A 22,465-nucleotide genomic window follows, 5' to 3' on the forward strand; every position below is an offset into this window, starting at 1 on the left:
ATTTCTTACAGTGAACATATACGGATACCTGTTACTGTAATTTTAAATAGACTCTAACCTCTACAAGCTCTTGGTTGTCATCGGCAATAGCAGCTTCAACAGCCTCACTCTTAATCACATCCAAGCGTTCAATTATCAGCGGCTGGGTCGTTAAAGTCCAATCACTGGCAGCAAGCCAATGACTATAAAGATATTTTATTTTGCTATTGAGCTCTTTTTCAGAACCCAAATGATAAAACTGAGCATAACGCCCCTTAGCCACAGACTTATTCGAAAAATAACCAGACTCAGCAATAACAGGCGCTAATTCAGTAAGCTTCGCTTGATTGACACTCACACCAATATCCAGCGATAACATGGATTGATCGTCAGTTAAGGCATTAATTTGCGGATAAGGCATATCATAAACGAAATTAAAGGTGCGACTAGTACTGGGCGATAAATGATATTTTTGCCTAAATGCGTTTAAGGCATTTTTCGATTGAGATAAATAACAAGCGGGTCCACGATGCTTAATAACCACTAACTCTGTCGCCGTTAGATCCGATGCCTGAATATTAACCTCAGCAGCAGAAAACTGCTCGTGTCCTTCGGCTAGGGTACTCAGTGGTTGCTGCTTGGCAAAAAAATTCCCCCAATCAGGTGAGGCTTGAAAGCTTTGCGGACTTTGACCAATGCTGTCGGTAAACGCGGTAATAAATGCCGCAGTTGACGGGTAGCCCATTTTTAACGCGACAGTATCTAAGCTAATAGTTTTATCAAAACCCAGTAACTGCGCCGCTTCAAGGTTTTTTAGCAAACGAATATAATCCTGCACTTTAGTATGAAACAGACTGTAAAATAACGCACCAAAATGCACTTCAGCAACCCCTGCAATCGCCGCTAAGCGGCTGTTGAGATTGTCATCAAACGCAGAAATTGCAGGTAGATTATTATCGATATAGCTTAACAGCACTTCAAATTGAGCATGTAAATCTTTCAATTTTTGACTAGACCTCTTAGTTTAAAACTGACTTATCTTTCATATAAACACAACTTACAAGTCCGATTTTTAGTCCCATGACTGCAACAAGTTGTTTGGCTTATAAACCGCTAGATTTACTAGTAAACAGTAAAGCCATACCTTAGTTTTTTACTATATAACGGCGTTAGCCTGTCAGTTTTTGCCATCGGTAATAACTGACATCAGCAAGTTCTAGCATGGGTTTATCTTCTTCTGTATCACCATAGGCATACACTTTATCAAAATCTTGTAGGTCAAACTGAGCTAAAACTCGATTTGATTTTGCAGCGCCGCTACAGTCACCATTAATATACCGTCCGGTCAGTTTACCCTTTTTACTTTCTAGCTCTGCACATATCAGTTTAAATCCATGCTGGCGACACCATGGCGCTAAATAAACATTAAGTGATGCCGAAACCACAACAATGGTGTCACCTTGCATCTGATGCCATTGCAGACGCGCTAGCGCTTGAGGTTTGATTTGTAGATCAAAACTTGTAGCATAATCTTCGCCGATGGCCTTAATGTGTTGCTCATCTTGTTGCCAAAAAGCAAACTTAGAAATGATGCTACGCGTTCTTGACCCACCAATGAGCTGCCATTTATAAGCGGCTATCACAGGGATTAATATCGGATAACAAACGATTAAACGCCACTTAGGTACACTTGAGTAAATAAATGGCGTGTAAGTATCTTTACTTGTAATAGTTCCATCAAAATCAAACAATGCTAAGTTCATAAATATCCTTATAAGAACCTCAAAATTTTGACATAAAAAAGCCAAGGCGAACCTTGGCTTTTGTGAATTCCAATCAGCTTATTCAGCTACTGGGTATTCAACTGTTGCTTTTGCTTTTAAAGCTGCGACAACTGAACGGTAATCAGCTTCGCTGTATTGAGGTACTAAACGTTGCTTAATACTTTCAACAATATTTGCATCAATACCTTCTGCATCATTAACTTTATCCAAAGCAATAACCGCATAGCCATTAGCTAATGCAGCGGTATCAAATGAGCTTGCACCAGCATCTGGAGCTGCAATTTTAAATGCCTTAGTCGAAATAGCTTGATCAATATCTTGATTAAATCGTGCTAGCTTCTCTTTCGTTGCTACTGCAACTTCAGTGATTTCAGTGCCTGCTTTTAATTGCGCTAAATATTCATTGGCTTTTTCACTTGCGGCAAAGTTCGCTTTATCTTGCAATAAACGTGCTTCAATGCTGCTAGATACTTCAGTTAATGGCAATGTACCAGCATCTTTATGTTGCAGTAAACGAATCACAACCACATGGTTAGGTGCTAACTCAATCACTTCACTGTTCATGCCGCTACCAATAACGTCATCAGAAAATGCAGCTTTGATTAAAGCTGGAGTATTTAAATTAACAGGCGCATTATCACGAGAAAATAACGCTGTTGATTGAACCTCAACGCCTAATGCTTTAGCTGTTTCATCTAAAGTGTCAGGTATTTCGTAGCTGGTATCGGCTAAAACACTTTGTAAGCTATAAAATTCATCAACCGCTTTTTTGTTTTGAAGATCAGCGATGATTTTATCTTGCACGTCATCAAACGGCGCTGCAGCACCAGATTCCACATCGAGTAACTTGATAATGTGATAACCAAATTCACTCTTCACAATTTGTGAGTACTCACCAGTTGAAAGTGCAAATAAAGCTGAGTCAAATGCAGGATCCATTACACCTTGTTCGAACCAATCGAGTTGACCGCCCTGCTCTGCGCTAAATTGGTCATCTGAATCTGATTTAGCAACGGCAGCAAAGTCTTCACCAGCTTGTAATTTAGCTAAAGCAGCTTCGGCCTTTGCTTCATCGGCGCTATCATCGCCAGATGCAAATAAAATATGTGCAGCTAAACGTTTTTCTGGCGTTTGATATTGTTGTTGGTTGTCTTCATAAAAAGCACGCGCATCATCAACTGACGTTTCGATACCTTTAGCCAGATCTGCAACGTCCAACTCGACATATTCTAAGCTAACTTTTTCTTGGCTCATGAACTGAATTAAGTTACTTTCGTAATAGGCTTTAATCTCTTCAGCAGAAACTGTTGAAGAAGCTAAGAAAGGTGTAGAGTCCACAACTAAATAACGAATATCACGGGTTTGACCTTGAACTTCAGCTAATTGCTTTGCTTCACCATCAAGAACAAACTCACTGCCCACTAGCGCGGTTAAAAGTTGACGACGAGTCATATCAACACGCATCATATTTCTAAAGCTAGTGGTTTGATAACCTAATTGACGTAGTACAGCTAAGTAGCGGTCATTATCAAATACACCATCGGTTTGGAATGCTTGCTCATTCAGAATCGCTTGTTTAATTTGCTCATCTGAAACACGTAGTCCCAAATCTTCAGCCGCTTGGCTAATTAGCTTATCTGAAATCAAACGATCTAATACATTCTGCTTGATACCATTCATATAGTTATCATCAGCAGCTAAGGCATCAAACATTTCGCCTAGTTGTTGTTCTAAACGGCCACGTTCATTTTGGAATGCTTGTTCTAATTCATTGGCTGTGATTTCGTCACCATTAACTACTGCGGCTGGAACATCTGTCGAGGTTCCTAGGTAACTACTGACACCAGCAAATGCGAACGAAAGGATCACCAGTACTAAAATACTTTTAGCTATAACGCCCTGTGAACCTTCGCGAATTTTTTCTAACATCTGAATTCTCGCTTGTTGCGACATAATAAAATAAAAAGGCGCACCTTTTGCGGATGCGCCTTCTTGTAATTTAGACGGAGTATTCAGACGCTACCGAGGTATGCCTTATCTCTCCTAATATCAAAAAAACAAAGTTAATTCTGATACTTTATTTCGCAAAAAGCACTGTTAAAACAGTGCTTTCTACAAATGCCTTACAAAAGGCAACGATACCAACTATTTAGTTAACAGCGTCTTTTAGTGCTTTACCAGCTTTGAAGGCAGGAATGTTTGCTGCTGCAATTTTGATTTCTGCACCCGTTTGTGGGTTACGGCCAGTACGTTCTGCACGTTGACGTACTTCAAAAGTACCAAAACCAACTAGAGAAATCTTATCGCCTTCTTTAAGCGCTTCAGTAACAGCAGCAATAAAAGAATCTAGTGCACGGCCAGCGCCTGCTTTAGAAATGTCAGCACCAGAAGCGATTTTCTCGATTAGTTCAGATTTGTTCATGTCATCCCCTTGAATGTTATTTTTGCGCCGCAACCAAATCCGTCTTTGGAACGGTCTACGGAGGCTTTTTATCGTAAGTTTGATACCACACCAAACTTAGTTGGAAAACCAAAAAAAATGTACTTGGATACAGCTCAAAGTCAGATGCGCCAAGGGTTTGGTGCTAACTGACTCTCCACTTATCTAGGCTACCACAGCTTTCGTGTTTGTTAAGCCCCTTTTTTCATTTTTTTTGGGTTACTAGCAAGTTTTCTTACTGATTAGTTACTTTTTGACCACTTCGAAGCCTTTAACAGGTCTTTCTAAGGCCAATTCAAGGACTTCCTCGACCCACCTTACAGGGTGGATCTTTAAATCAGCAATCACATTTGCTGGAATTTCTTCTAAATCACGCTCATTTTCTTTAGGAATAAGCACAACTTTTATCCCACCGCGATGCGCCGCAAGCAGTTTCTCTTTCAGGCCACCAATTGGTAACACTTCACCACGAAGGGTAATTTCACCCGTCATCGCTACGTCACTTTTAACCGGGTTGCCGGTTAAACTTGATACTAAAGCAGTACACATTGCCGCACCTGCTGAAGGACCATCTTTTGGCGTTGCACCTTCTGGTACATGAACATGGATATCACGCTTTTCATAAAAGTCGTTATTGATCCCCAACTGCTCTGCGCGGCCTCTAACAACGGTCATTGCAGCTTGAATTGACTCTTGCATCACGTCACCTAGCGAACCGGTATAAGCAAGTTTGCCTTTACCTGGCACCGAAGTGGCTTCAATGGTCAGTAAATCACCACCAACTTGAGTCCATGCAAGGCCAGTAACTTGACCAATTTGATTGTTAGATTCAGCTTTACCGTAATCAAAGCGCTGCACACCTAAGAAAGATTTCAGGTTATCTTGATCCACAACAACGGTTTTCACTGACTTATCAAGCAAAATCATTTTTACGACTTTACGACAAACTTTAGACAGCTCACGCTCTAATGAACGCACGCCAGCTTCACGGGTGTAATAACGGATCATGCCAATAATGGCACTGTCTTCTATGGTTATCTCACTCGCTTTTAAGCCATTACGCTCAATCTGTTTGGTTAATAAATGCTTCTTAGCAATATTAAGCTTTTCATCTTCGGTGTAACCCGATAAACGGATCACTTCCATACGGTCAAGTAATGGTCCAGGGATATCCATTGAGTTTGAGGTAGCGACAAACATTACGTCTGATAAGTCGTAATCCACTTCAAGGTAATGATCGTTAAATGCTGAGTTTTGTTCAGGATCTAATACTTCTAATAATGCTGACGATGGATCGCCGCGCATATCAGAACTCATTTTATCAATTTCATCTAATAGGAATAATGGGTTTTTAACGCCCACTTTAGCCATTTTTTGAATGACTTTACCTGGCATAGAACCAATATAAGTACGACGATGACCACGGATCTCGGCTTCATCACGCACACCACCTAATGCAACACGCACATACTTACGACCTGTCGCCTTTGCAATTGACTGACCGAGTGACGTTTTACCGACACCTGGTGGGCCCACTAGACAAAGAATTGGCCCTTTAAGCTGTTTAACACGGCTTTGTACCGCAAGATACTCTAAAATGCGCTCTTTAACCTTCTCAAGCCCATGGTGATCGGTATCAAGAATGGCTTCAGCTTTTGATAAATCACGCTTAATTTTAGAACGCTGACTCCAAGGTACCGAGGTCATCCAATCGACATAGCTTCTGACAACAGTCGCTTCTGCAGACATTGGAGACATCATCTTCAGTTTGTTTAACTCAGCTTCGGCTTTTTCTTTGGCTTCTGCTGGCATTTTAGCCTCAGTGATCTTCCGAGCTAATACTTCAAACTCATCTTGGCCTTCATCAAGATCGCCTAATTCTTTTTGAATGGCTTTCATTTGCTCATTCAAATAGTATTCGCGTTGACTCTTTTCCATTTGTTTCTTAACGCGGCCACGGATGCGTTTTTCAACTTGTAATAAGTCAATCTCGCCTTCCATCATCGCCATTAAGTATTCAAGGCGCTCACCAACATTAATCATCTCAAGCACAGACTGTTTGTCTTCTAGCTTAAGTGGCATATGCGCCGCCATGGTGTCAGCAAGGCGCGCTGCTTCTTCAATACCGGTTAATGAAGTGAGCACTTCAGGCGGTATTTTCTTGTTAAGCTTGATGTAACCTTCAAATTGACTGATTGCACTGCGGACTAAGACTTCTTCTTCTTTGTCAGCTAAGTCTTCAGAAGCTAAGTATTCAGCTGTCGCGACAAAGAATTCATCTTCTTGGGTGTAAGCGGTTACTTTTGCACGCTGACCACCTTCAACTAAGACTTTAACGGTCCCGTCAGGTAGTTTTAATAACTGCAAAATTGAGGCTACGGTACCGACGTCGAAAATATCTTCTTTTGTTGGCTCGTCTAAATCAGCTTCTCGCTGTGCGACCAATAAAATTTGCTTGTCTTGTTCCATTGCCGATTCGAGACAACGAATAGATTTCTCTCGTCCGACGAACAACGGAATTACCATATGGGGATAAACCACTACATCTCGCAGTGGCAGCACGGGGAGTTCGATATGCGCTTCACGCTCTTGGGTCATAGTTCGATTCCGTTTGATGAATGGATTTTATAAGTCAGTATATTGGGATGTTTCTCAAACTTTCAATGGTTAATACGAAAAAAGGAGCCCAATGGACTCCTTATTTTTAATAAAAGACTAAATCGTCTATTTATTGTTCACCACCAGCAACTTGGCTTTCGGCATTTTCGTAAATTAGGATTGGTGCGGATTCGCCTTTTACTACAGACTCATCAACAACGGCCTTAATCACGCCTTCCACTGAAGGGATGTCATACATGGTATCGAGTAAAATATCTTCGATAATTGAACGAAGTCCACGAGCACCGGTTTTACGGGTCATTGCTTTATGAGCAATGGCTTTAAGCGCATCTTCGCGGAACTCTAACTCAACATCTTCCATCTCAAATAAGGCACCATATTGCTTAGTAAGTGCATTTTTAGGTTGAGATAAGATTTGAACCAATGCAGATTCATCTAATTCAGTTAGCGTCGCAACAACAGGTAAACGACCGATAAACTCTGGGATCAAACCAAATTTAATTAAATCTTCTGGTTCAACCTTACCTAATGTTTGCGAGATAGTCGCTTTATCTGCATCACCTTTAACTTCAGCGCCAAAACCGATACCAGTACCTGTTAAGCCACGTTGCTCAATAACTTTTTCAAGCCCAGCAAACGCACCACCACAAATAAATAAGATCTTTGAAGTATCAACTTGCAAAAACTCTTGTTGTGGATGCTTACGACCACCTTGAGGTGGCACAGAAGCAACAGTACCTTCAATTAGTTTTAGTAACGCCTGCTGAACACCTTCACCCGATACATCACGAGTTATAGAAGGATTGTCAGATTTACGACTAATCTTGTCGATTTCATCGATGTAAACAATACCACGTTCCGCTTTTTCAACGTCGTAATCACATTTTTGCAGAAGTTTCTGAATAATGTTTTCAACGTCTTCACCCACATAACCTGCTTCAGTTAATGTGGTTGCATCAGCCATAGTAAACGGCACATCAAGTGAACGCGCTAAGGTTTCAGCCAGTAATGTTTTACCACTACCTGTAGGCCCAATAAGTAAGATATTACTTTTACCAAGCTCAACACCTTCAATCGGCGTACCATTACGTAAGCGCTTATAGTGATTATAAACCGCTACCGATAGCACCTTTTTTGCCTGATTCTGACCAATGACGTAATCATCGAGGTGATTACGTAATTCGTGTGGCGTTGGTAATTGGTCTTGATCGCGTTTAGGCGAAATTTCTTTTATCTCTTCACGAATTATGTCATTACATAACTCGACACATTCGTCACAAACATATACTGAAGGTCCAGCAATTAGCTTTCTAACTTCATGTTGGCTTTTCCCGCAAAAAGAGCAGTACAGCAGCTTACCGCTGTCACCGGAATTTTTGTTATCGCCCATTAACTCTACCTCTGTTACAGCCTAGACACTGTCTGTAGAAAACCATCTGTACTGTTTAAATGCACAAACACAGTCTTATATTTTAATACTCTATTCTTCAAAGAATAGCGCACTCAGGCGTAAAGATCAGCTACGCTTTTCAAAAACTGAATCAACTAAACCATAATCGGCTGCTTCTTGAGCACTCATGAAGTTATCACGGTCAGTATCACGTTCAATGATTTCCATTGGTTGACCGGTATGTTCCGCCAACATTTGGTTCAATTTGTTCTTAATGCCAAGAATTTCTTGAGCATGAATTGCAATATCTGAAGCCTGACCTTGGAAACCGCCTAATGGTTGGTGGATCATCACGCGAGAATTAGGTAAACAATGACGTTTGCCTTTTGCGCCACCAGCAAGTAAAAAAGCGCCCATGCTTGCTGCTTGACCAATACATACTGTACTGACATTTGGCTTGATAAACTGCATGGTGTCATAAATCGCCATGCCGGCTGTTACTGAGCCTCCTGGCGAGTTAATGTAAATTGAAATATCTTTGTCTGGGCTTTCTGATTCTAGGAACAATAATTGCGCCACGATCAAATTAGCCATGTGTTCTTCAACCTGGCCAACCAAGAAAATTACACGCTCTTTTAATAAACGAGAGTAAATATCATATGAACGCTCACCTTTTGCTGTTTGTTCAACAACCATAGGTACGAGAGCATTGAGTACAGATTCTGGCGCTTTATGCATTTTATACTTTCCCTAAAATAAAAATGGCTCGTATGAGAACCTCATACGAGCCATTATAAATGGCGAACCGCCAATCAAGTCAAGCGAAGGTTACGCTTTACCTGTTGCCTTGTTCATAAATTCTTCAAAAGCAACTTCTTTTAGAGTTACTTTTGCTGATTTTAATAGCACTTCAACAGCTTGCTCTTCAAGAGCTACGTTACGCATGTTCTGCATAAGCTCTTTGTTGCCATTGTAGTATTCAACAACTTCAGTTGGATCTTCGTAAGCAGAAGCCATTGAAGCGATTAAACCTTGAACGCGCTCATCTTCAGCTTGAAGTTCATTCGTTTTGATTACTTCGCCTAATAATAGACCAACTTTAACGCGACGCTCAGCTTGCTCAGTGAATAGATCAGCTGGAAGCTCAGGCATGTTTTCAGCTTGACCACCAAAACGTTGCATAGCTTGTTGACGAAGAACATTCACTTCACCGTCTACAAGTGCTTTAGGGATAGTGATGTCGTTAGCAGCTAATAAGCCTTCGATAACTTGCTCTTTAACATTCGCTTTAAGCGCTTGATCAAGTTCACGAGTCATGTTTTTACGGATTTCAGCTTTAAGGGCTTCTAGGCCACCTTCAGCAATACCGAATAATGAAGCGAACTCGTCATTCACTTCTGGTAATTCTGCAGCTTGAACTTCGGTAAGAGTAATAACGAAATTAGCCGCTTTACCTTTTAAGTTTTCAGCGTGGTAATCTTCAGGGAAAGTGACTTCAACTTCAAATTCTTCACCGGCTTTATGACCAATGATGCCAGTTTCAAAACCTGGGATCATACGGTTGCTACCAAGCTCAAGTTCGAAATCGTCAGCTTTGCCACCTTCAAATTCTTCACCTTCAACTGAACCAACAAAGTTCATTTTAACTTTGTTGCCTTCTTCAGCAGCAGTTTCAACTACAGCGAAAGTAGCGTGTTGCTTGCGAAGCGTTTCAATCATGGTGTCAACGTCAGCGTCATTAACTTCAGCTTGTGGTTGTTCAACAGCGATTGCATCTAAACCAGTTAATTCAACTTCTGGGTAGATTTCAAAAGTAGCAACGAACTCGAAGTTCTCGCCTTCTGCTTTACTAGGAGCAAATACTGGTGCGCCAGCTGGGTTTAGTTTTTCAGCCATGATAGCTTCAATGAAGTTGCGTTGCATAACTTCACCGGTCACATCTTGACGGATAGCTTTACCGTAACGTTGGTTGATTACTGATACTGGTACTTTACCTGGACGGAAACCAGAGATCTTTGCACGCTTCGCTTCACGTAATAAATTGTCTTTAACTAATTTCTCAATTTGCTCAGCAGGTACAGAAATTGTTAGGCGACGTTCTAGGCCTTGAGTTGTTTCAACAGAAACTTGCATTGTTTTACCTCGAAATATGTCTGACGTCCTTTGTAATAGTCGAAAACTCAACTATTAAATATTCATTTCTTGATGATTAATGTTTACTAATAAAAGTAGTGATACAGCAGCGTTTAAGCGCTGTTACCCGTAGTAATCCGTATTAGATATTTATCAAGACGCGACATTATAGCGACCGTTTACTGCCGAGTCGAGTCTGAAAACGCGGTTAAATGGGGATTTTAGACATAAAAAAAGCGACCTTAGGTCGCTTTTTCTACAACTGTGCATTATCAATGCAAAATTTGGGGTGACTGATGGGGCTCGAACCCACGACAACCGGAATCACAATCCGGGGCTCTACCAACTGAGCTACAATCACCATAATTTGGTACGCCCGGCAGGATTCGAACCTGCGACCACCCGCTTAGAAGGCGGGTGCTCTATCCAACTGAGCTACGGGCGCATGGTTTACAGATAAATCTGTATATCCTACTAGCGTGATAAGTTGCTTTGGTTAACAACTTATCTTTTTACAGCTTATTCATAAAACCGAAGCTTTACAAATAAATAAATTTGGTCGGTGATAGAGGATTCGAACCTCTGACCCTCTCGTCCCAAACGAGATGCGCTACCGGGCTGCGCTAATCACCGAGATGTTCAATGCTACAATGTTTATTTTCTTTAAACACCTTCGCTGTGAGAACGGAGCGCATATTAACGAGTCACTTTCCTATCGTCAACGATTTTTTTGACAAACTTGTTCAGCTGCTGTTTTAACAAACAAAAAATTCTGTTTTTAAAAAATCACTAAGGCAATATTCATGACATGACTTTAGCTGACTGATAGAATACGCTTCGTTAATTTCGTCTTATTATCGCGCCATAAAGGAAACTATACCCCCATGACTGCCCAAAATATTGATGGCAAAGCGATCGCTCAATCTATTCGAACCACTTTAAAAGAAAAAGTACTTGCCCGTAAAGAAGCAGGTAAAAGAATTCCTGGCTTAGCGGTCATCTTAGTTGGTGCAGATGCTGCATCACAAGTCTATGTAGGAAGTAAGCGCCGCGCGTGTGAAGAAGTCGGCTTTCAATCTTATTCATATGATTTAGAGACCACGGCCACTGAAGCAGAATTGTTAGCCTTAATTGATCAATGCAATGATGACCCTAAAATTGATGGCATTTTAGTGCAACTGCCATTACCTGCACACATTGAAGAATCTAAAGTCATTGAGCAAATTCGCCCTGATAAAGATGTTGATGGTTTCCACCCTTATAATGTCGGCCGACTTGCTCAGCGCATCCCAGTGCTGCGTTCATGTACGCCAAAAGGCATTATGACCTTGATCAATTCAACGGGTGTAGATACATATGGTCTTGATGCAACGATTGTTGGCGCGTCTAATATTGTCGGTAGACCAATGACATTGGAGCTACTACTTGCAGGCTGTACTACGACCACCTGTCATCGCTTTACTAAAAACCTTGAACAAAAGGTACGCCAAGCTGACTTGTTGATTGTTGCAGTAGGTAAACCTGGTTTTATTGCTGGTGATTGGATTAAACCTGGTGCGATTGTTATCGATGTGGGCATTAACCGCTTAGACAATGGCCGCTTAGTGGGTGATGTAGAATTTGACCTTGCTGCTGAGAAAGCGGCATTCATTACCCCAGTACCCGGTGGTGTAGGTCCGATGACAATTGCCAGCTTACTAGAAAATACCTTATATGCTGCTGAGACTTACCACGACTAAACCTTTGTTTAATCAGAGTTAATAATTGTATTAACTAAAAAAGCCTGCTAATGCAGGCTTTTTTATGGCGGATTAAACTTAGACGTTACTTTTTACGCCAAGTTGTTACACCATTTTCGCCATCTTCCAGAATAACCCCAAGGGCATTTAGTCTATCTCTAGCGATATCTGCAGCAGGCCAATCTTTTTCAGCGCGGGCGCGATTACGTTCAACGATCAAGGCCTCAATTTCAGCGACTTCATCATCACTGCCCTCGCCTTGGAAATAAACATCAACATCGTTGCTGATAATGCCTAGCACGTCTGTTAATTGCTTAAGGCTAACACCTAAGGCGCTGGCTTGCGCCATATCAACTGATTTAAGACGGTTAATCTCACGTACCATATCAAAGATAACCGAGTAGGCTTCTGGTGTATTAAAATCATCATCCATCGCCAGTTTAAATTTACCGACATACTCAGGTGCAGCTGCTGGAGCAACTGATAAATCTAAGCCTTTTAACGAAGTATAAATACGTTCTAAAGCCGACTTAGCTTGCTTTAAATTATCTTCAGAATAATTTAGCTGGCTACGATAGTGACCCGATAATAAGAAGTAACGTACTGTTTCTGGATCGTAATGTTCTAACACATCTCTGATTGTGAAGAAGTTGCCCAGTGATTTAGACATTTTTTCTTTATCAACCATCACCATGCCAGTATGCATCCAGTAGTTGACATACTTTGAGCCATGAGCACAGCAAGACTGCGCAATTTCGTTTTCATGATGTGGGAACTGTAAATCGCTACCGCCGCCATGAATATCAAAGTTTTCACCTAAGTGTTTGCCATTCATTGCAGAACATTCAATGTGCCAGCCAGGACGACCAGGCCCCCATGGAGACTCCCACGTTGGTTCGCCAGGTTTTGACATTTTCCACAACACAAAATCCATAGGATTACGTTTAGCAGCTTCCACTTCAACGCGCGCGCCAGCTTGAAGCTGTTCAAGGTTTTGTCCTGATAAGCGGCCATATTCCGCAAATGAAGCCACACTAAAGAGCACATCGCCATTGTCAGCAACATAAGCATGCTCTTTAGCGATGAGTGTCTGCACCATGTCGATGATCTCATCAATATGCAGGGTCGCTCTTGGTTCGAAATCTGGGCGTAGCATATTTAATGAATCAAAATCATTGTGCATCTCACCAATCAAACGCTCAGTGAGTGAGTCACAACTTTCGTTATTTTCAGCGGCGCGTTTAATGATTTTATCGTCGACATCGGTGATGTTACGTAAGTAGTTCACCGCATAGCCACTATAACGTAAGTAGCGAACTATCATATCGAAAGACACAAAAGTACGACCATGACCAATGTGACATAAATCATATATGGTGATCCCACATACATACATGTCAATCTTGCCAGGGTTAATCGGTTTAAACTCTTGCTTTTCACGACTCATACTATTGTAAATTTTCAACATCGATGGTTCTCTTTTACTCTTAATAAAACTCAATTTAATTGCCACAAAGTCTACCATGAGCAACACTGTTTTGAACACTGCACTTTAAGCCTCACGTAAGATAAGTTAGAATCGCGCAACAATTTTTATCTAGGTAATTAAATATGATCACTTTGCACACAAATATGGGCGACATCAAAATCGCTTTAAATGCTGAAAAAGCACCTTTAACTGTTGAAAGCTTCATTAAGTACGTAAAAGAAGGTTTCTACGACGGTACTATTTTTCACCGTGTGATTGATGGTTTCATGGTACAAGGTGGTGGCTTTACTGAAGATATGGTTCAGAAAACCCCTCATGCTGCAGTTAAAAATGAAGCGAACAACGGCTTATCAAACAAAGTCGGTACCTTAGCGATGGCGCGTACATCTGATCCGCATTCAGCAACATCACAGTTTTTTATCAATGTGAATGACAACACTTTCTTAGACTTTAAAGCCGAAACATCTCAAGGCTGGGGCTATTGTGTATTCGCTGAAGTTGTTGAAGGTCTTGATATTGTTGAGAAAATCAAAACTGTTAGCACTGGTAACCGTGGCATGCATCAAGACGTACCACTAGAAGCTGTTATCATTAACAGTGCAAGCATTGCTGAATAATCATTAATGCAGACTGTTTTTATGGGCGATTTGCACTTAAGTGCAGACCGCCCAGATATTAGCCAAGCTTTTATTCGCTACCTCAACTCAGATCTTGCTGATGTTGAAGCGATTTATATCATCGGTGACTTGTTTGAAGTCTGGACCAGTGATGATATTGCCGAGCCCTTTACTGACGAAATAGCCACCCATCTAAAACGTGTCGCCACAAGCATCCCTATTTATTTTATCCACGGTAATCGAGATTTTATGATTGGCAAATCATTTGCTCGTAAAGCTGGAATGATCATACTTCCAGAAGTTGTCGAGTTAGATTTGTATGGCATAAAAACAGTAGTCTTGCATGGTGATAGCCTTTGCACGCTCGATAAGGCTTATCAAAGATTTAGAAGCTTCAGAAATTCATCATTCGTGAAATGGATTTACCGTAACTTGCCTAAATCAACGCGACAGAACATCGCTGCTGATATTCGCAAAAAAAGTCAAAAAAGCAATCAACAAAAAAGCTATACCATTATGGATGTTGAGCAATCAGCCGTTGACAGCCTACTGCTAAAAACCAACTGCCAAAGAATGATCCATGGCCATACCCACCGTCCGGCAATACATCAATTAGCCGATAACAAGCAGCGCATTGTGGTTGGTGACTGGTACGAGCAAGGCAGCATACTGATTGTCGACCAATACACTGCCAATCTTAAACAACTGCCCTTGCTAACTTGAGGACTTCAAATACCGCAAGGATATAGTGTTAATTGGGTAAACCACTGTGGAATTTAAAATCGGTATCTGGGGTTAAAATAAGCTCAGCTTCAACCTCGGTCAAAAACCTTACTCTGTCACTAATATCTTTATCCGATACTAACTCGGCCAACGTCAGGTAATCTTGGTAGTGACGAGCTTCAGAGCGAAGTAGCGATACGTAGAATTTACTTAATTCTTCATCCAGATGCGGGGCAAGTTTGGCAAAACGTTCACAAGATCTGGCCTCAATTAGTGCACCAATAATTAACTTATCGACTAATGCATCTGGCTCGAAGGTTTTAACATGTTTCAGTAAGCCTTTGGCATAACGTCCGGCCTCTATTAGCTCATACTGTACCTGTTTTTTTTCCATCAACTCCATTACTTGATAGAAATGATGTAATTCTTCTTTGATCAGCAATACCATTTTATCAACTAACTCTTGACCATAAACACAGCCTTCACGCACTGTGATTTGTTTGCTGACGTTACTTTTTCCTTTAAGAGAGGCTAAATCGCCGACCTTTTTATAGGCAAACTCTTCGTATGGCTTTATCCATTGGGATAACTGCTCAGCACTGGGTTTATCCACCGCGTATTTCCTAATTAAAAACATCGCGCTTTGGGCGGCTTTTAACTCACAAATCATATGATCACGAAGAATGATGGATAAGTTTTCAGGCTTGCTGGCCATTTCAATCCACTTATCAGGTGTTTCACAATTCAAAAAAGAGTAAATCGGCTCAAGTAAACCCTGCTCATACATCATTGAAGTACCACTAAATATTTTATGTGGCGCCATTGTATTAAAAAAATGAAACAGATACGACAACCCATCTGCATATTCTAAGATTGCATTAAGCAGCAAATAGATATTTAACAATCATCAACTAAGTTACATTAACGTCGAATATTTACATATAAATCGACAATCTAAAGAGAAAAATACTGCATGAGCTAACTTCTGATGAGCTTATTAGCTTTTTATACTGATAAAACAACAATAGCACTTGACGAATGGCCGCTAATGTTCAATAAATAGTCTATACATCTGCGTAACAATAGTTGCTTAAGTTGTATTTCAATCACCTTTAATGGATAAGCTTCGATAGGGATGAAGTTATTACTTAAACGGCTCACTAGTAACGAGTGCATTAAGTATGTGTAGGACTGATTAAGGCGATTGATATATGGGGCTATGATCAGTTCGTCTGAAGTTTGGCGAGCTATGTATGAAATGCTAAACAAGGATAATAACAATGATATTGAATCACCTAATGGGGCTATACACTCATCCGAAACAAGAGTGGCAAACAATTGAACGTAATCACGAGGCAGTTAAAAGCAGCCTTAGTCATATCTTACTTATCGCCTTAATTCCTGCTGTGTGCAGTTTTGTAGCAACTGCTTATATAGGCTGGCATCCTGCTAACGGCGAGCTACTATTTCTCACTCCACAAAGCGCCATGTTCATGTCAGTGGGTATGTACTTTGGCCTCATTGCTGGCGTATTTGCACTGGCATATTTATCTTATTGGATGGCAAAAACCTTTGATGCCGCACCAACCTTCACTCAAGCACTTGAGTTAGCCGCCTATACCGCTACACCATTATTTATGGTTGGCATATCAGCGCTATACCCTGTGTTATGGTTTATGATGTTAGTGGGCCTTGCAGGCTTAGCCTACTCAGTATATCTACTTTATGCTGGTGTCCCCATCATTATGAATATCCCTGAAGAAAAAGGCTTTATTTACGCAAGTTCAGTCGTTACTGCAGGTTTAGTGCTATTGGTCGGATTAATGGGCACTAGCGTTATATTATGGAGCTTAGGCTTAGGACCTATGATGCAGTAAATGTTTTTGTACTATATTTAAAAGGCGCTTTCGCGCCTTTTTTGTTATGGCTCGGCCCATAAAGTGAGTTTGAACTAAGGTGATATATGACTCAAAATACCTATCAAAAAATCCTTTTTGTATTGCTGCTTCTAGCGGGTTTATTTGCCATCAACTACTGGGTTAAGTCATCCACTACAGAAAATGAGACTGATACTACTGGTACAAACGCGACTAAATCTCCAACAGCAACAATTGAGCCAAATGTTAATCATCAATATATAGATGCCGCAAACAACAAACTCACAACTAAAAAACCGCAAACCAAGGCCTCAACAGAGATTATTTTAAACTCGCTCGATCAATTAATTGAATTATTCGACTCGTTAAATTACAACAAACAAAGCTGGGATGCCGGTGTAAGGGAAGTACCTCGATTAACCTTTGATAGCGTGAGTGAGAATTGGCAAAAAACCTCAAATGAGATCCCTGTACAGGTTAAGAAAATGGTTTTTTTCAGATTAATGGCGCCATTAATATTACTCAGTAATGAAAATATTATTTTAGAGCGAAAATGGGTGAAACAGGCTGAGCTAACCGATAACAAGCTTATTGATATCGCAACAAAATACAAGGTCATCCCCGATAAGCAAACACCATTAACTCAAGATTTGCGAAAACAACTGCTTAAGCGCGTAGACATCATGCCGCCGTCATTAGTGCTAGCCCAAGCGGCTGAAGAAAGCGGCTGGGCGACATCGCGATTTACCGTTGAAGGTAACGCCTTTTTTGGCCAGTGGGATTTCAGTGGCAACGGCATGGCTCCTAAAAAGCAAAGAACAGAGTTAGGCAATTACGGTTTAGCACGATTTAATACTCCGCAAGCATCCGTTGAGGGCTATATGCTAAATATCAATACCCATGCAGCCTACCTTAAACTGAGACAAATGAGACAGCAATTACGTTATGAGAAAAAACCGATTACAGGCCTTAAATTAGTCACCACATTAGATAAATATTCCGAACGTGGCCAAGCCTATATTGATAGTATCCAGCAGATGATCCGTTACAACAAACTTGATCAAGTGGACGCCGCCTATTTAAGTGATGGTGCGCCAATACACTTAATTTCCGCAAATAACCAAGCCAGTTCTACTGATGATTAACCAAAAAAATGCCAGAACAATATTGTTCTGGCATTTTTATTAACTGACTTAGGGATAAACTACCCCCAGTAAAAGCTACAGGTAAACTTTAAGCAAAAGAATCACGTAGTGCCACAGTTAAGTTAAACACTAAAGCCTCTTTTGATGAATCCTTGTTATCAGCGCAGAAGTAACCTTCACGTTCAAACTGGTACGCTTTTTCTGCCACTGCATTGGCTAAGCTTGCTTCAGCGACACCCTTAAGCACAGTTAAAGAGTCATCGCTTAACACTTCGTCTAAGGTTTCAAAAGCTGCTGGAGACGCTTCAGTAAATAAACGGTGGTATAAACGAAATTCAGCCGGTTTGGCCGTTGTCGCTTCAACCCAATGAATAACACCTTTAACTTTGCGGCCATCACTTGGGTTCTTACCCAATGTTTCATTGTCGTAAGTACAATAAACCGTGGTGACATAACCGTCTTCATCTTGATCAAAACGTTCAGCTTTAATCACATAAGCATTACGTAAACGAACTTCTTTACCAAGTACTAAACGCTTAAAATGCTTATTAGCAGACTCTTTAAAGTCTTCGGCATCGATGAATAACTCTTTACCAAATGCAATTTCGCGGGTACCCATTTCAGGTTTATTCGGATGCATTGGGGCATTAATTATTTCAGGTGTATCCGACGGGTAGTTTTCAATTACCACTTTAATCGGTCTTAACACAGCCATGGCACGAGGTGCATTTTCGTTGAGCTCTTCACGAATACACGCATCAAGCACGCCACCTTCAATAAGGTTTTCTTGCTTTGTAACACCGATACGTTGGCAGAATTCACGAATAGACGCCGGAGTATAACCGCGACGGCGTAAACCTGCGATAGTTGGCATACGAGGATCATCCCAACCAGACACGATTTCACGCGTTACTAAATCGTTCAATTTACGTTTCGACATCATGGTGTATTCAAGGTTAAGTCTTGAAAATTCATACTGACGTGTACGGTTTGGTTGATTAAAATCATCTAAATGATCTAACACCCAATCATACAAACGACGGTTGTCTTGGAACTCTAAAGTACATAACGAATGAGTGATGTTTTCAATCGCATCTGAAATACAGTGAGTAAAGTCGTACATTGGGTAAATGCACCACTTATCGCCTGTTTGATGATGGTGAGCAAAACGAATACGGTAAATAACCGGATCACGCATACACATGAATGGTGAAGCCATATCGATTTTAGCCCGCAGTGCACACTCACCCTCTTTGAATTCACCTGCACGCATTTTTTCAAATAGGTTCAAGTTTTCTTCAACTGAGGTATCACGGTAAGGGCTATTTTTACCAGGTGCTTTTAATGTGCCACGGTACTCGCGTGTTTCTTCAGCATTTAAGAAGCACACATAAGCTAAACCTTTTGAGATTAGCTCAACCGCATATTGATGTAATTGATCGAAGTAATTCGAAGAATAACGAACTTCACCTGACCATTTAAAGCCTAACCAACGTACATCATCCTGAATAGAATGAACATAATCGATGTCTTCCTTTTCAGGGTTAGTATCATCAAAACGTAAGTTACATTGACCTTGATAATCTTGTGCTATGCCAAAATTTAAACAAATAGACTTTGCATGGCCAATGTGTAAAAAACCATTTGGCTCTGGCGGAAAACGGGTTTGCACACTGGTGTGTTTACCACTTTTTAAGTCTTCATCAATAATATTACGAATGAAGTTACTTGGACGTACTTCGTTGTCCACTTGGCTCATGGAGTTCCTCTTGGTGCACGATGGTGAAATTTATGACCTTTGATGATCCTACAGATTTACGCGAGTTACAATGCCTGTTTGCTAAAAATAACCCTCAAAAAACAAAAAACCAGCATTTCGTAAAATGCTGGTTTTAATTTGAACACAAAATCTCTTATTCAGTGATGATTTTAATTCCTGGGATAATCTGTTGACTCTTTTTACCTTGCTTTTTAAGCCAGAAATAAAAGCCCACTAGCGCAATAGAAAAGAATGAAATCCACCCGATAGATTGCACTGGATGCTTAGCAATGTTGGCACCTTGATATACTACCGTTGCACTGCCATAAGCTAATGCAAAGGTCCATAGCGCAGCAAATCGAGCCCACTTAGCACCAAACTCATTCACTAATGCGCCCATTGCCGCAACACAAGGCGTGTATAGCAAGATGAAGAGCAAATATGAGAATGCAGCAATTTTGGTTGTGAAACCAGCTTGCAGTGCACTGAATGTTGAGCGGTCAACATCAAGCTCTGCAGCGGCTTCTTCTAAATTTTCAACATTACCAACATCGATTGATAAAGGATCTTCAGGTGCAATTCCCAATAAGTTTTCAGGAATAGTGCTTAATGCCTCTGAAAAGCTTTCAGACAGACTCGCTAACTCTTCGTCTTCGCCTGCTGGCGTGGCATATAAGCTGTTTAATGTCCCTACAACAGCCTCTTTAGCAAATATACCCGTGATAATACCTACTGTTGCAGGCCAGTTATCTTGCTCTACACCCATTGGTGAGAAAAATGGTGTTACTTTTTGGCTTAATACACTTAGTACTGACTCGTTACTGTCTTCATGGCCGAAACTACCATCGGTACCAATTGCATTGACAAAATTCAGCAGCGTCACCACGATAACAATGGTTTTACCGGCACCTAAAATAAAGCTTTTAGTACGCTTAACAGTACGAGAAAAAACCGCCTTCGCTTTTGGCATTTCATAGCTTGGCAGTTCCATCACTACAGCGCTGCTTGAACCTGGCAATACTGTGCTGCGAAGTAATAAACCCGTACCAATAGCAGCAAAAATACCAATGATATACAGTAAAAATACTAAGTTTTGACCAGAATCAGGAAAGAACGCCGCGGCAAATAAAGCATAAACGGGAAGACGTGCACCACATGACATAAAGGGCGCCATCATGCCGGTAACGATTCTTTCACGCTCACTACCCAGTGTCCTTGTTGCCATAATGGCAGGTACAGAACAACCAAAACCGACAATCATTGGTACAAACGCTTTGCCCGGTAAACCAATGCGTCTCATTAATCCATCAACGACAAATGCAGCACGAGACATGTAACCCGATGCTTCAAGTACAGATAAAGCAAGAAATAGTGCTGCAATAACCGGTATAAAGGTGGCCACGGTTTGAATGCCCTGACCTATACCGCCAGCAATAATTGTCACTAACCATACTGGAGCACCAATTGTGGTTAACAATGCACCTAAATGATCGACAAAAATAGCCCCAGCTGTAATATCAAAAAAGTCGATAAACGAGCTACCAACATTGATACTGAACATGAACATTAAATACATCACTAACAAAAACACCGGAACACCGAGTGCTGGATGTAAAATCAATTTATCGAGCTTGTCACTGGTGCTTTCAAAATCACCCACTTCAACAGATTGGCTAAATACCGTCTCAACAAAATCAAAACGGGTGGTTGCCACTAACACTTCAACGTCTGTACCTGATTGTTCAGCAATTTTAGTACAATCATTAACAACATCTTTTAAGCTAGTATTATTACATTTTCCACAGCCATTACCGTTACCAAGCATAGCAAGTGCTCGGCCGCGACTTAGATCGCTAGCATGTTGTTGCAGAGTTTGCACGCCCGCTTCAATACGCTCATCATAATTAAGCATTAAAGCAGACTCTGAGATTTCGCCTTTGAGTAACTTTAAGACTTGATCTTGAACCTGTTTAACATCGTTTAGTTCTCGTGAACAAACGGCAATAACAGGGCAACCAAGCTCTGCAGACATTTTCTTAAGGTTGACTTCGATACCTAATTTTTTAGCCGCATCAATTTTATTCAACACCACAACCATTGGAATACCCAGCTCTCTTAATTGAACTGTGAGGTAAAGATGTCGCTCGATATTGGTTGCGTCCACAAGATTGATGATGCCATCAATTCTTTGTTCGGCGAGATATTGCTGGGCGATTTGTTCATCTAAAGAACAGTCACAGCTATTTCCTGCCGGTAATAAATCATAAATACCTGGTAAATCCGTCAAATGGATATTGGTGTTATCAAGAGTGAAATAACCGGTTTTCTTTTCTACCGTTACGCCAGACCAATTACCCACCTGCTGATTAGAGCCCGTTAATGCATTAAACAGCGTTGACTTGCCTGCATTGGGATTACCTACGGTGACGCAATGAAATTCTTTAGTCATTTGTTTTTATTACCTCAATAACATCCGCTAAATCACGGCGCATACATAAACGGCTACCACGTAAATCTAATTCAACTCCTGAACCCATCGGCGCTCTGCGTAACATTTTAAATGACGTATGAGGAGTGATGCCCATAGAGAGTAATTTACGCTTTACTGTTTGAGGTAAAGAGAGTTGGCCAACCTCTGCAATCTTAGCGCTATCGCCGGGATTGAGTTCACTAAGCTTCATAAAGCAGTTACCTTGGGATTATAAATATGAATTACACTAATTTTATATGAGCTAACTAAGCAAAACCTTTACCTAGATCATGTTTTACGA

Annotated in this window: 18 protein-coding genes and 3 tRNA genes; 5 read left to right on the top strand and 16 right to left on the bottom strand. The window is 40.9% G+C overall.

Features of this window, described 5'->3' with window-relative positions:
* Positions 1-31 precede the first annotated feature (31 nt).
* From Q4557_RS04840 to Q4557_RS04890, 11 genes are all read right to left on the bottom strand, one after another.
* Positions 32-982 carry a GyrI-like domain-containing protein gene (locus Q4557_RS04840; protein WP_303411045.1) on the bottom strand — a complete coding sequence of 317 codons (951 nt, stop codon included), beginning with the start codon at positions 980-982 and terminating at the stop codon, positions 32-34.
* A gap of 166 nt (positions 983-1,148) precedes the next feature.
* On the bottom strand, positions 1,149-1,742 hold the full coding sequence (locus Q4557_RS04845) for an HAD-IB family hydrolase (protein ID WP_102440519.1): 594 nt from the start codon (positions 1,740-1,742) through the stop codon (positions 1,149-1,151).
* Positions 1,743-1,820: 78 nt separating this feature from the next.
* Positions 1,821-3,692 (bottom strand): SurA N-terminal domain-containing protein, encoded by a 1,872-nt coding sequence (locus tag Q4557_RS04850; RefSeq protein ID WP_102440574.1) that lies wholly within the window; start codon positions 3,690-3,692, stop codon positions 1,821-1,823.
* Positions 3,693-3,912: 220 nt separating this feature from the next.
* Positions 3,913-4,185: an HU family DNA-binding protein gene (locus tag Q4557_RS04855; protein WP_076536981.1), complete on the bottom strand. Its 273-nt coding sequence runs from the start codon at positions 4,183-4,185 to the stop codon at positions 3,913-3,915.
* Positions 4,186-4,449: 264 nt separating this feature from the next.
* Positions 4,450-6,801, bottom strand: coding sequence for an endopeptidase La (gene lon / locus Q4557_RS04860; protein WP_102440518.1), 2,352 nt, complete (start codon positions 6,799-6,801; stop codon positions 4,450-4,452).
* Positions 6,802-6,931: 130 nt separating this feature from the next.
* Positions 6,932-8,212, bottom strand: coding sequence for an ATP-dependent protease ATP-binding subunit ClpX (clpX, locus tag Q4557_RS04865; RefSeq protein WP_076536985.1), 1,281 nt, complete (start codon positions 8,210-8,212; stop codon positions 6,932-6,934).
* Between the two features lie 126 nt (positions 8,213-8,338).
* Positions 8,339-8,950 (bottom strand): ATP-dependent Clp endopeptidase proteolytic subunit ClpP, encoded by a 612-nt coding sequence (clpP, locus tag Q4557_RS04870; RefSeq protein ID WP_076536986.1) that lies wholly within the window; start codon positions 8,948-8,950, stop codon positions 8,339-8,341.
* A gap of 90 nt (positions 8,951-9,040) precedes the next feature.
* Entirely contained in the window at positions 9,041-10,345 is a 1,305-nt protein-coding gene (tig, locus tag Q4557_RS04875) for a trigger factor (RefSeq protein WP_102440517.1), read from the bottom strand.
* A 285-nt stretch (positions 10,346-10,630) separates the two neighbouring features.
* Positions 10,631-10,706, bottom strand: a tRNA-His gene (locus tag Q4557_RS04880).
* A gap of 7 nt (positions 10,707-10,713) precedes the next feature.
* Positions 10,714-10,790 (bottom strand) — tRNA-Arg (locus Q4557_RS04885).
* 111 nt (positions 10,791-10,901) lie between these two features.
* A tRNA-Pro gene (locus Q4557_RS04890) sits at positions 10,902-10,978 on the bottom strand.
* A gap of 251 nt (positions 10,979-11,229) precedes the next feature.
* On the opposite strand from Q4557_RS04890, the gene folD reads away from it, so the two are divergent.
* The gene (folD, locus tag Q4557_RS04895; RefSeq protein WP_102476354.1) at positions 11,230-12,084 is read left to right on the top strand and encodes a bifunctional methylenetetrahydrofolate dehydrogenase/methenyltetrahydrofolate cyclohydrolase FolD; all 855 of its coding nucleotides are present in this window, start codon (positions 11,230-11,232) and stop codon (positions 12,082-12,084) included.
* A gap of 85 nt (positions 12,085-12,169) precedes the next feature.
* On the opposite strand, the gene cysS is transcribed toward folD, so the two are convergent.
* A complete protein-coding gene (cysS, locus tag Q4557_RS04900) occupies positions 12,170-13,552 on the bottom strand; it encodes a cysteine--tRNA ligase (protein ID WP_303411051.1) in 1,383 nt (460 codons plus the stop codon).
* 143 nt (positions 13,553-13,695) lie between these two features.
* Here cysS and Q4557_RS04905 point away from each other — a divergent pair, with 143 nt between their 5' ends.
* Complete coding sequence (locus tag Q4557_RS04905; protein ID WP_102519804.1) at positions 13,696-14,190, top strand: peptidylprolyl isomerase; 495 nt, start codon at positions 13,696-13,698, stop codon at positions 14,188-14,190.
* A gap of 6 nt (positions 14,191-14,196) precedes the next feature.
* Entirely contained in the window at positions 14,197-14,913 is a 717-nt protein-coding gene (locus Q4557_RS04910; RefSeq protein WP_102476356.1) for a UDP-2,3-diacylglucosamine diphosphatase, read from the top strand.
* A 28-nt stretch (positions 14,914-14,941) separates the two neighbouring features.
* On the opposite strand, the gene Q4557_RS04915 is transcribed toward Q4557_RS04910, so the two are convergent.
* Positions 14,942-15,703, bottom strand: coding sequence for a tRNA-(ms[2]io[6]A)-hydroxylase (locus Q4557_RS04915; protein ID WP_198590877.1), 762 nt, complete (start codon positions 15,701-15,703; stop codon positions 14,942-14,944).
* A gap of 490 nt (positions 15,704-16,193) precedes the next feature.
* Here Q4557_RS04915 and Q4557_RS04920 point away from each other — a divergent pair, with 490 nt between their 5' ends.
* Both Q4557_RS04920 and Q4557_RS04925 read left to right on the top strand, forming a co-directional pair.
* Complete coding sequence (locus Q4557_RS04920) at positions 16,194-16,790, top strand: Yip1 family protein (RefSeq protein WP_102440512.1); 597 nt, start codon at positions 16,194-16,196, stop codon at positions 16,788-16,790.
* 86 nt (positions 16,791-16,876) lie between these two features.
* Positions 16,877-17,935, top strand: coding sequence for a glucosaminidase domain-containing protein (locus Q4557_RS04925; protein ID WP_303411053.1), 1,059 nt, complete (start codon positions 16,877-16,879; stop codon positions 17,933-17,935).
* Between the two features lie 88 nt (positions 17,936-18,023).
* Here the strand turns inward: Q4557_RS04925 and glnS are convergent, their stop codons facing one another.
* The 3 genes from glnS to Q4557_RS04940 all read right to left on the bottom strand — a co-directional run bounded on the left by glnS (position 18,024) and on the right by Q4557_RS04940 (position 22,375).
* Entirely contained in the window at positions 18,024-19,694 is a 1,671-nt protein-coding gene (gene glnS / locus Q4557_RS04930) for a glutamine--tRNA ligase (RefSeq protein ID WP_303411055.1), read from the bottom strand.
* Positions 19,695-19,848: 154 nt separating this feature from the next.
* Positions 19,849-22,143 carry a Fe(2+) transporter permease subunit FeoB gene (gene feoB, locus Q4557_RS04935; protein WP_303411057.1) on the bottom strand — a complete coding sequence of 765 codons (2,295 nt, stop codon included), beginning with the start codon at positions 22,141-22,143 and terminating at the stop codon, positions 19,849-19,851.
* A complete protein-coding gene (locus Q4557_RS04940) occupies positions 22,136-22,375 on the bottom strand; it encodes a FeoA family protein (RefSeq protein WP_102531826.1) in 240 nt (79 codons plus the stop codon). Before Q4557_RS04940 ends, feoB begins: the two co-directional genes overlap by 8 nt.
* Positions 22,376-22,465 lie beyond the last annotated feature (90 nt).

Origin of the sequence: Shewanella sp. 5_MG-2023, assembly GCF_030547465.1 — a bacterium.
Classification (GTDB): Bacteria; Pseudomonadota; Gammaproteobacteria; order Enterobacterales; family Shewanellaceae; genus Shewanella.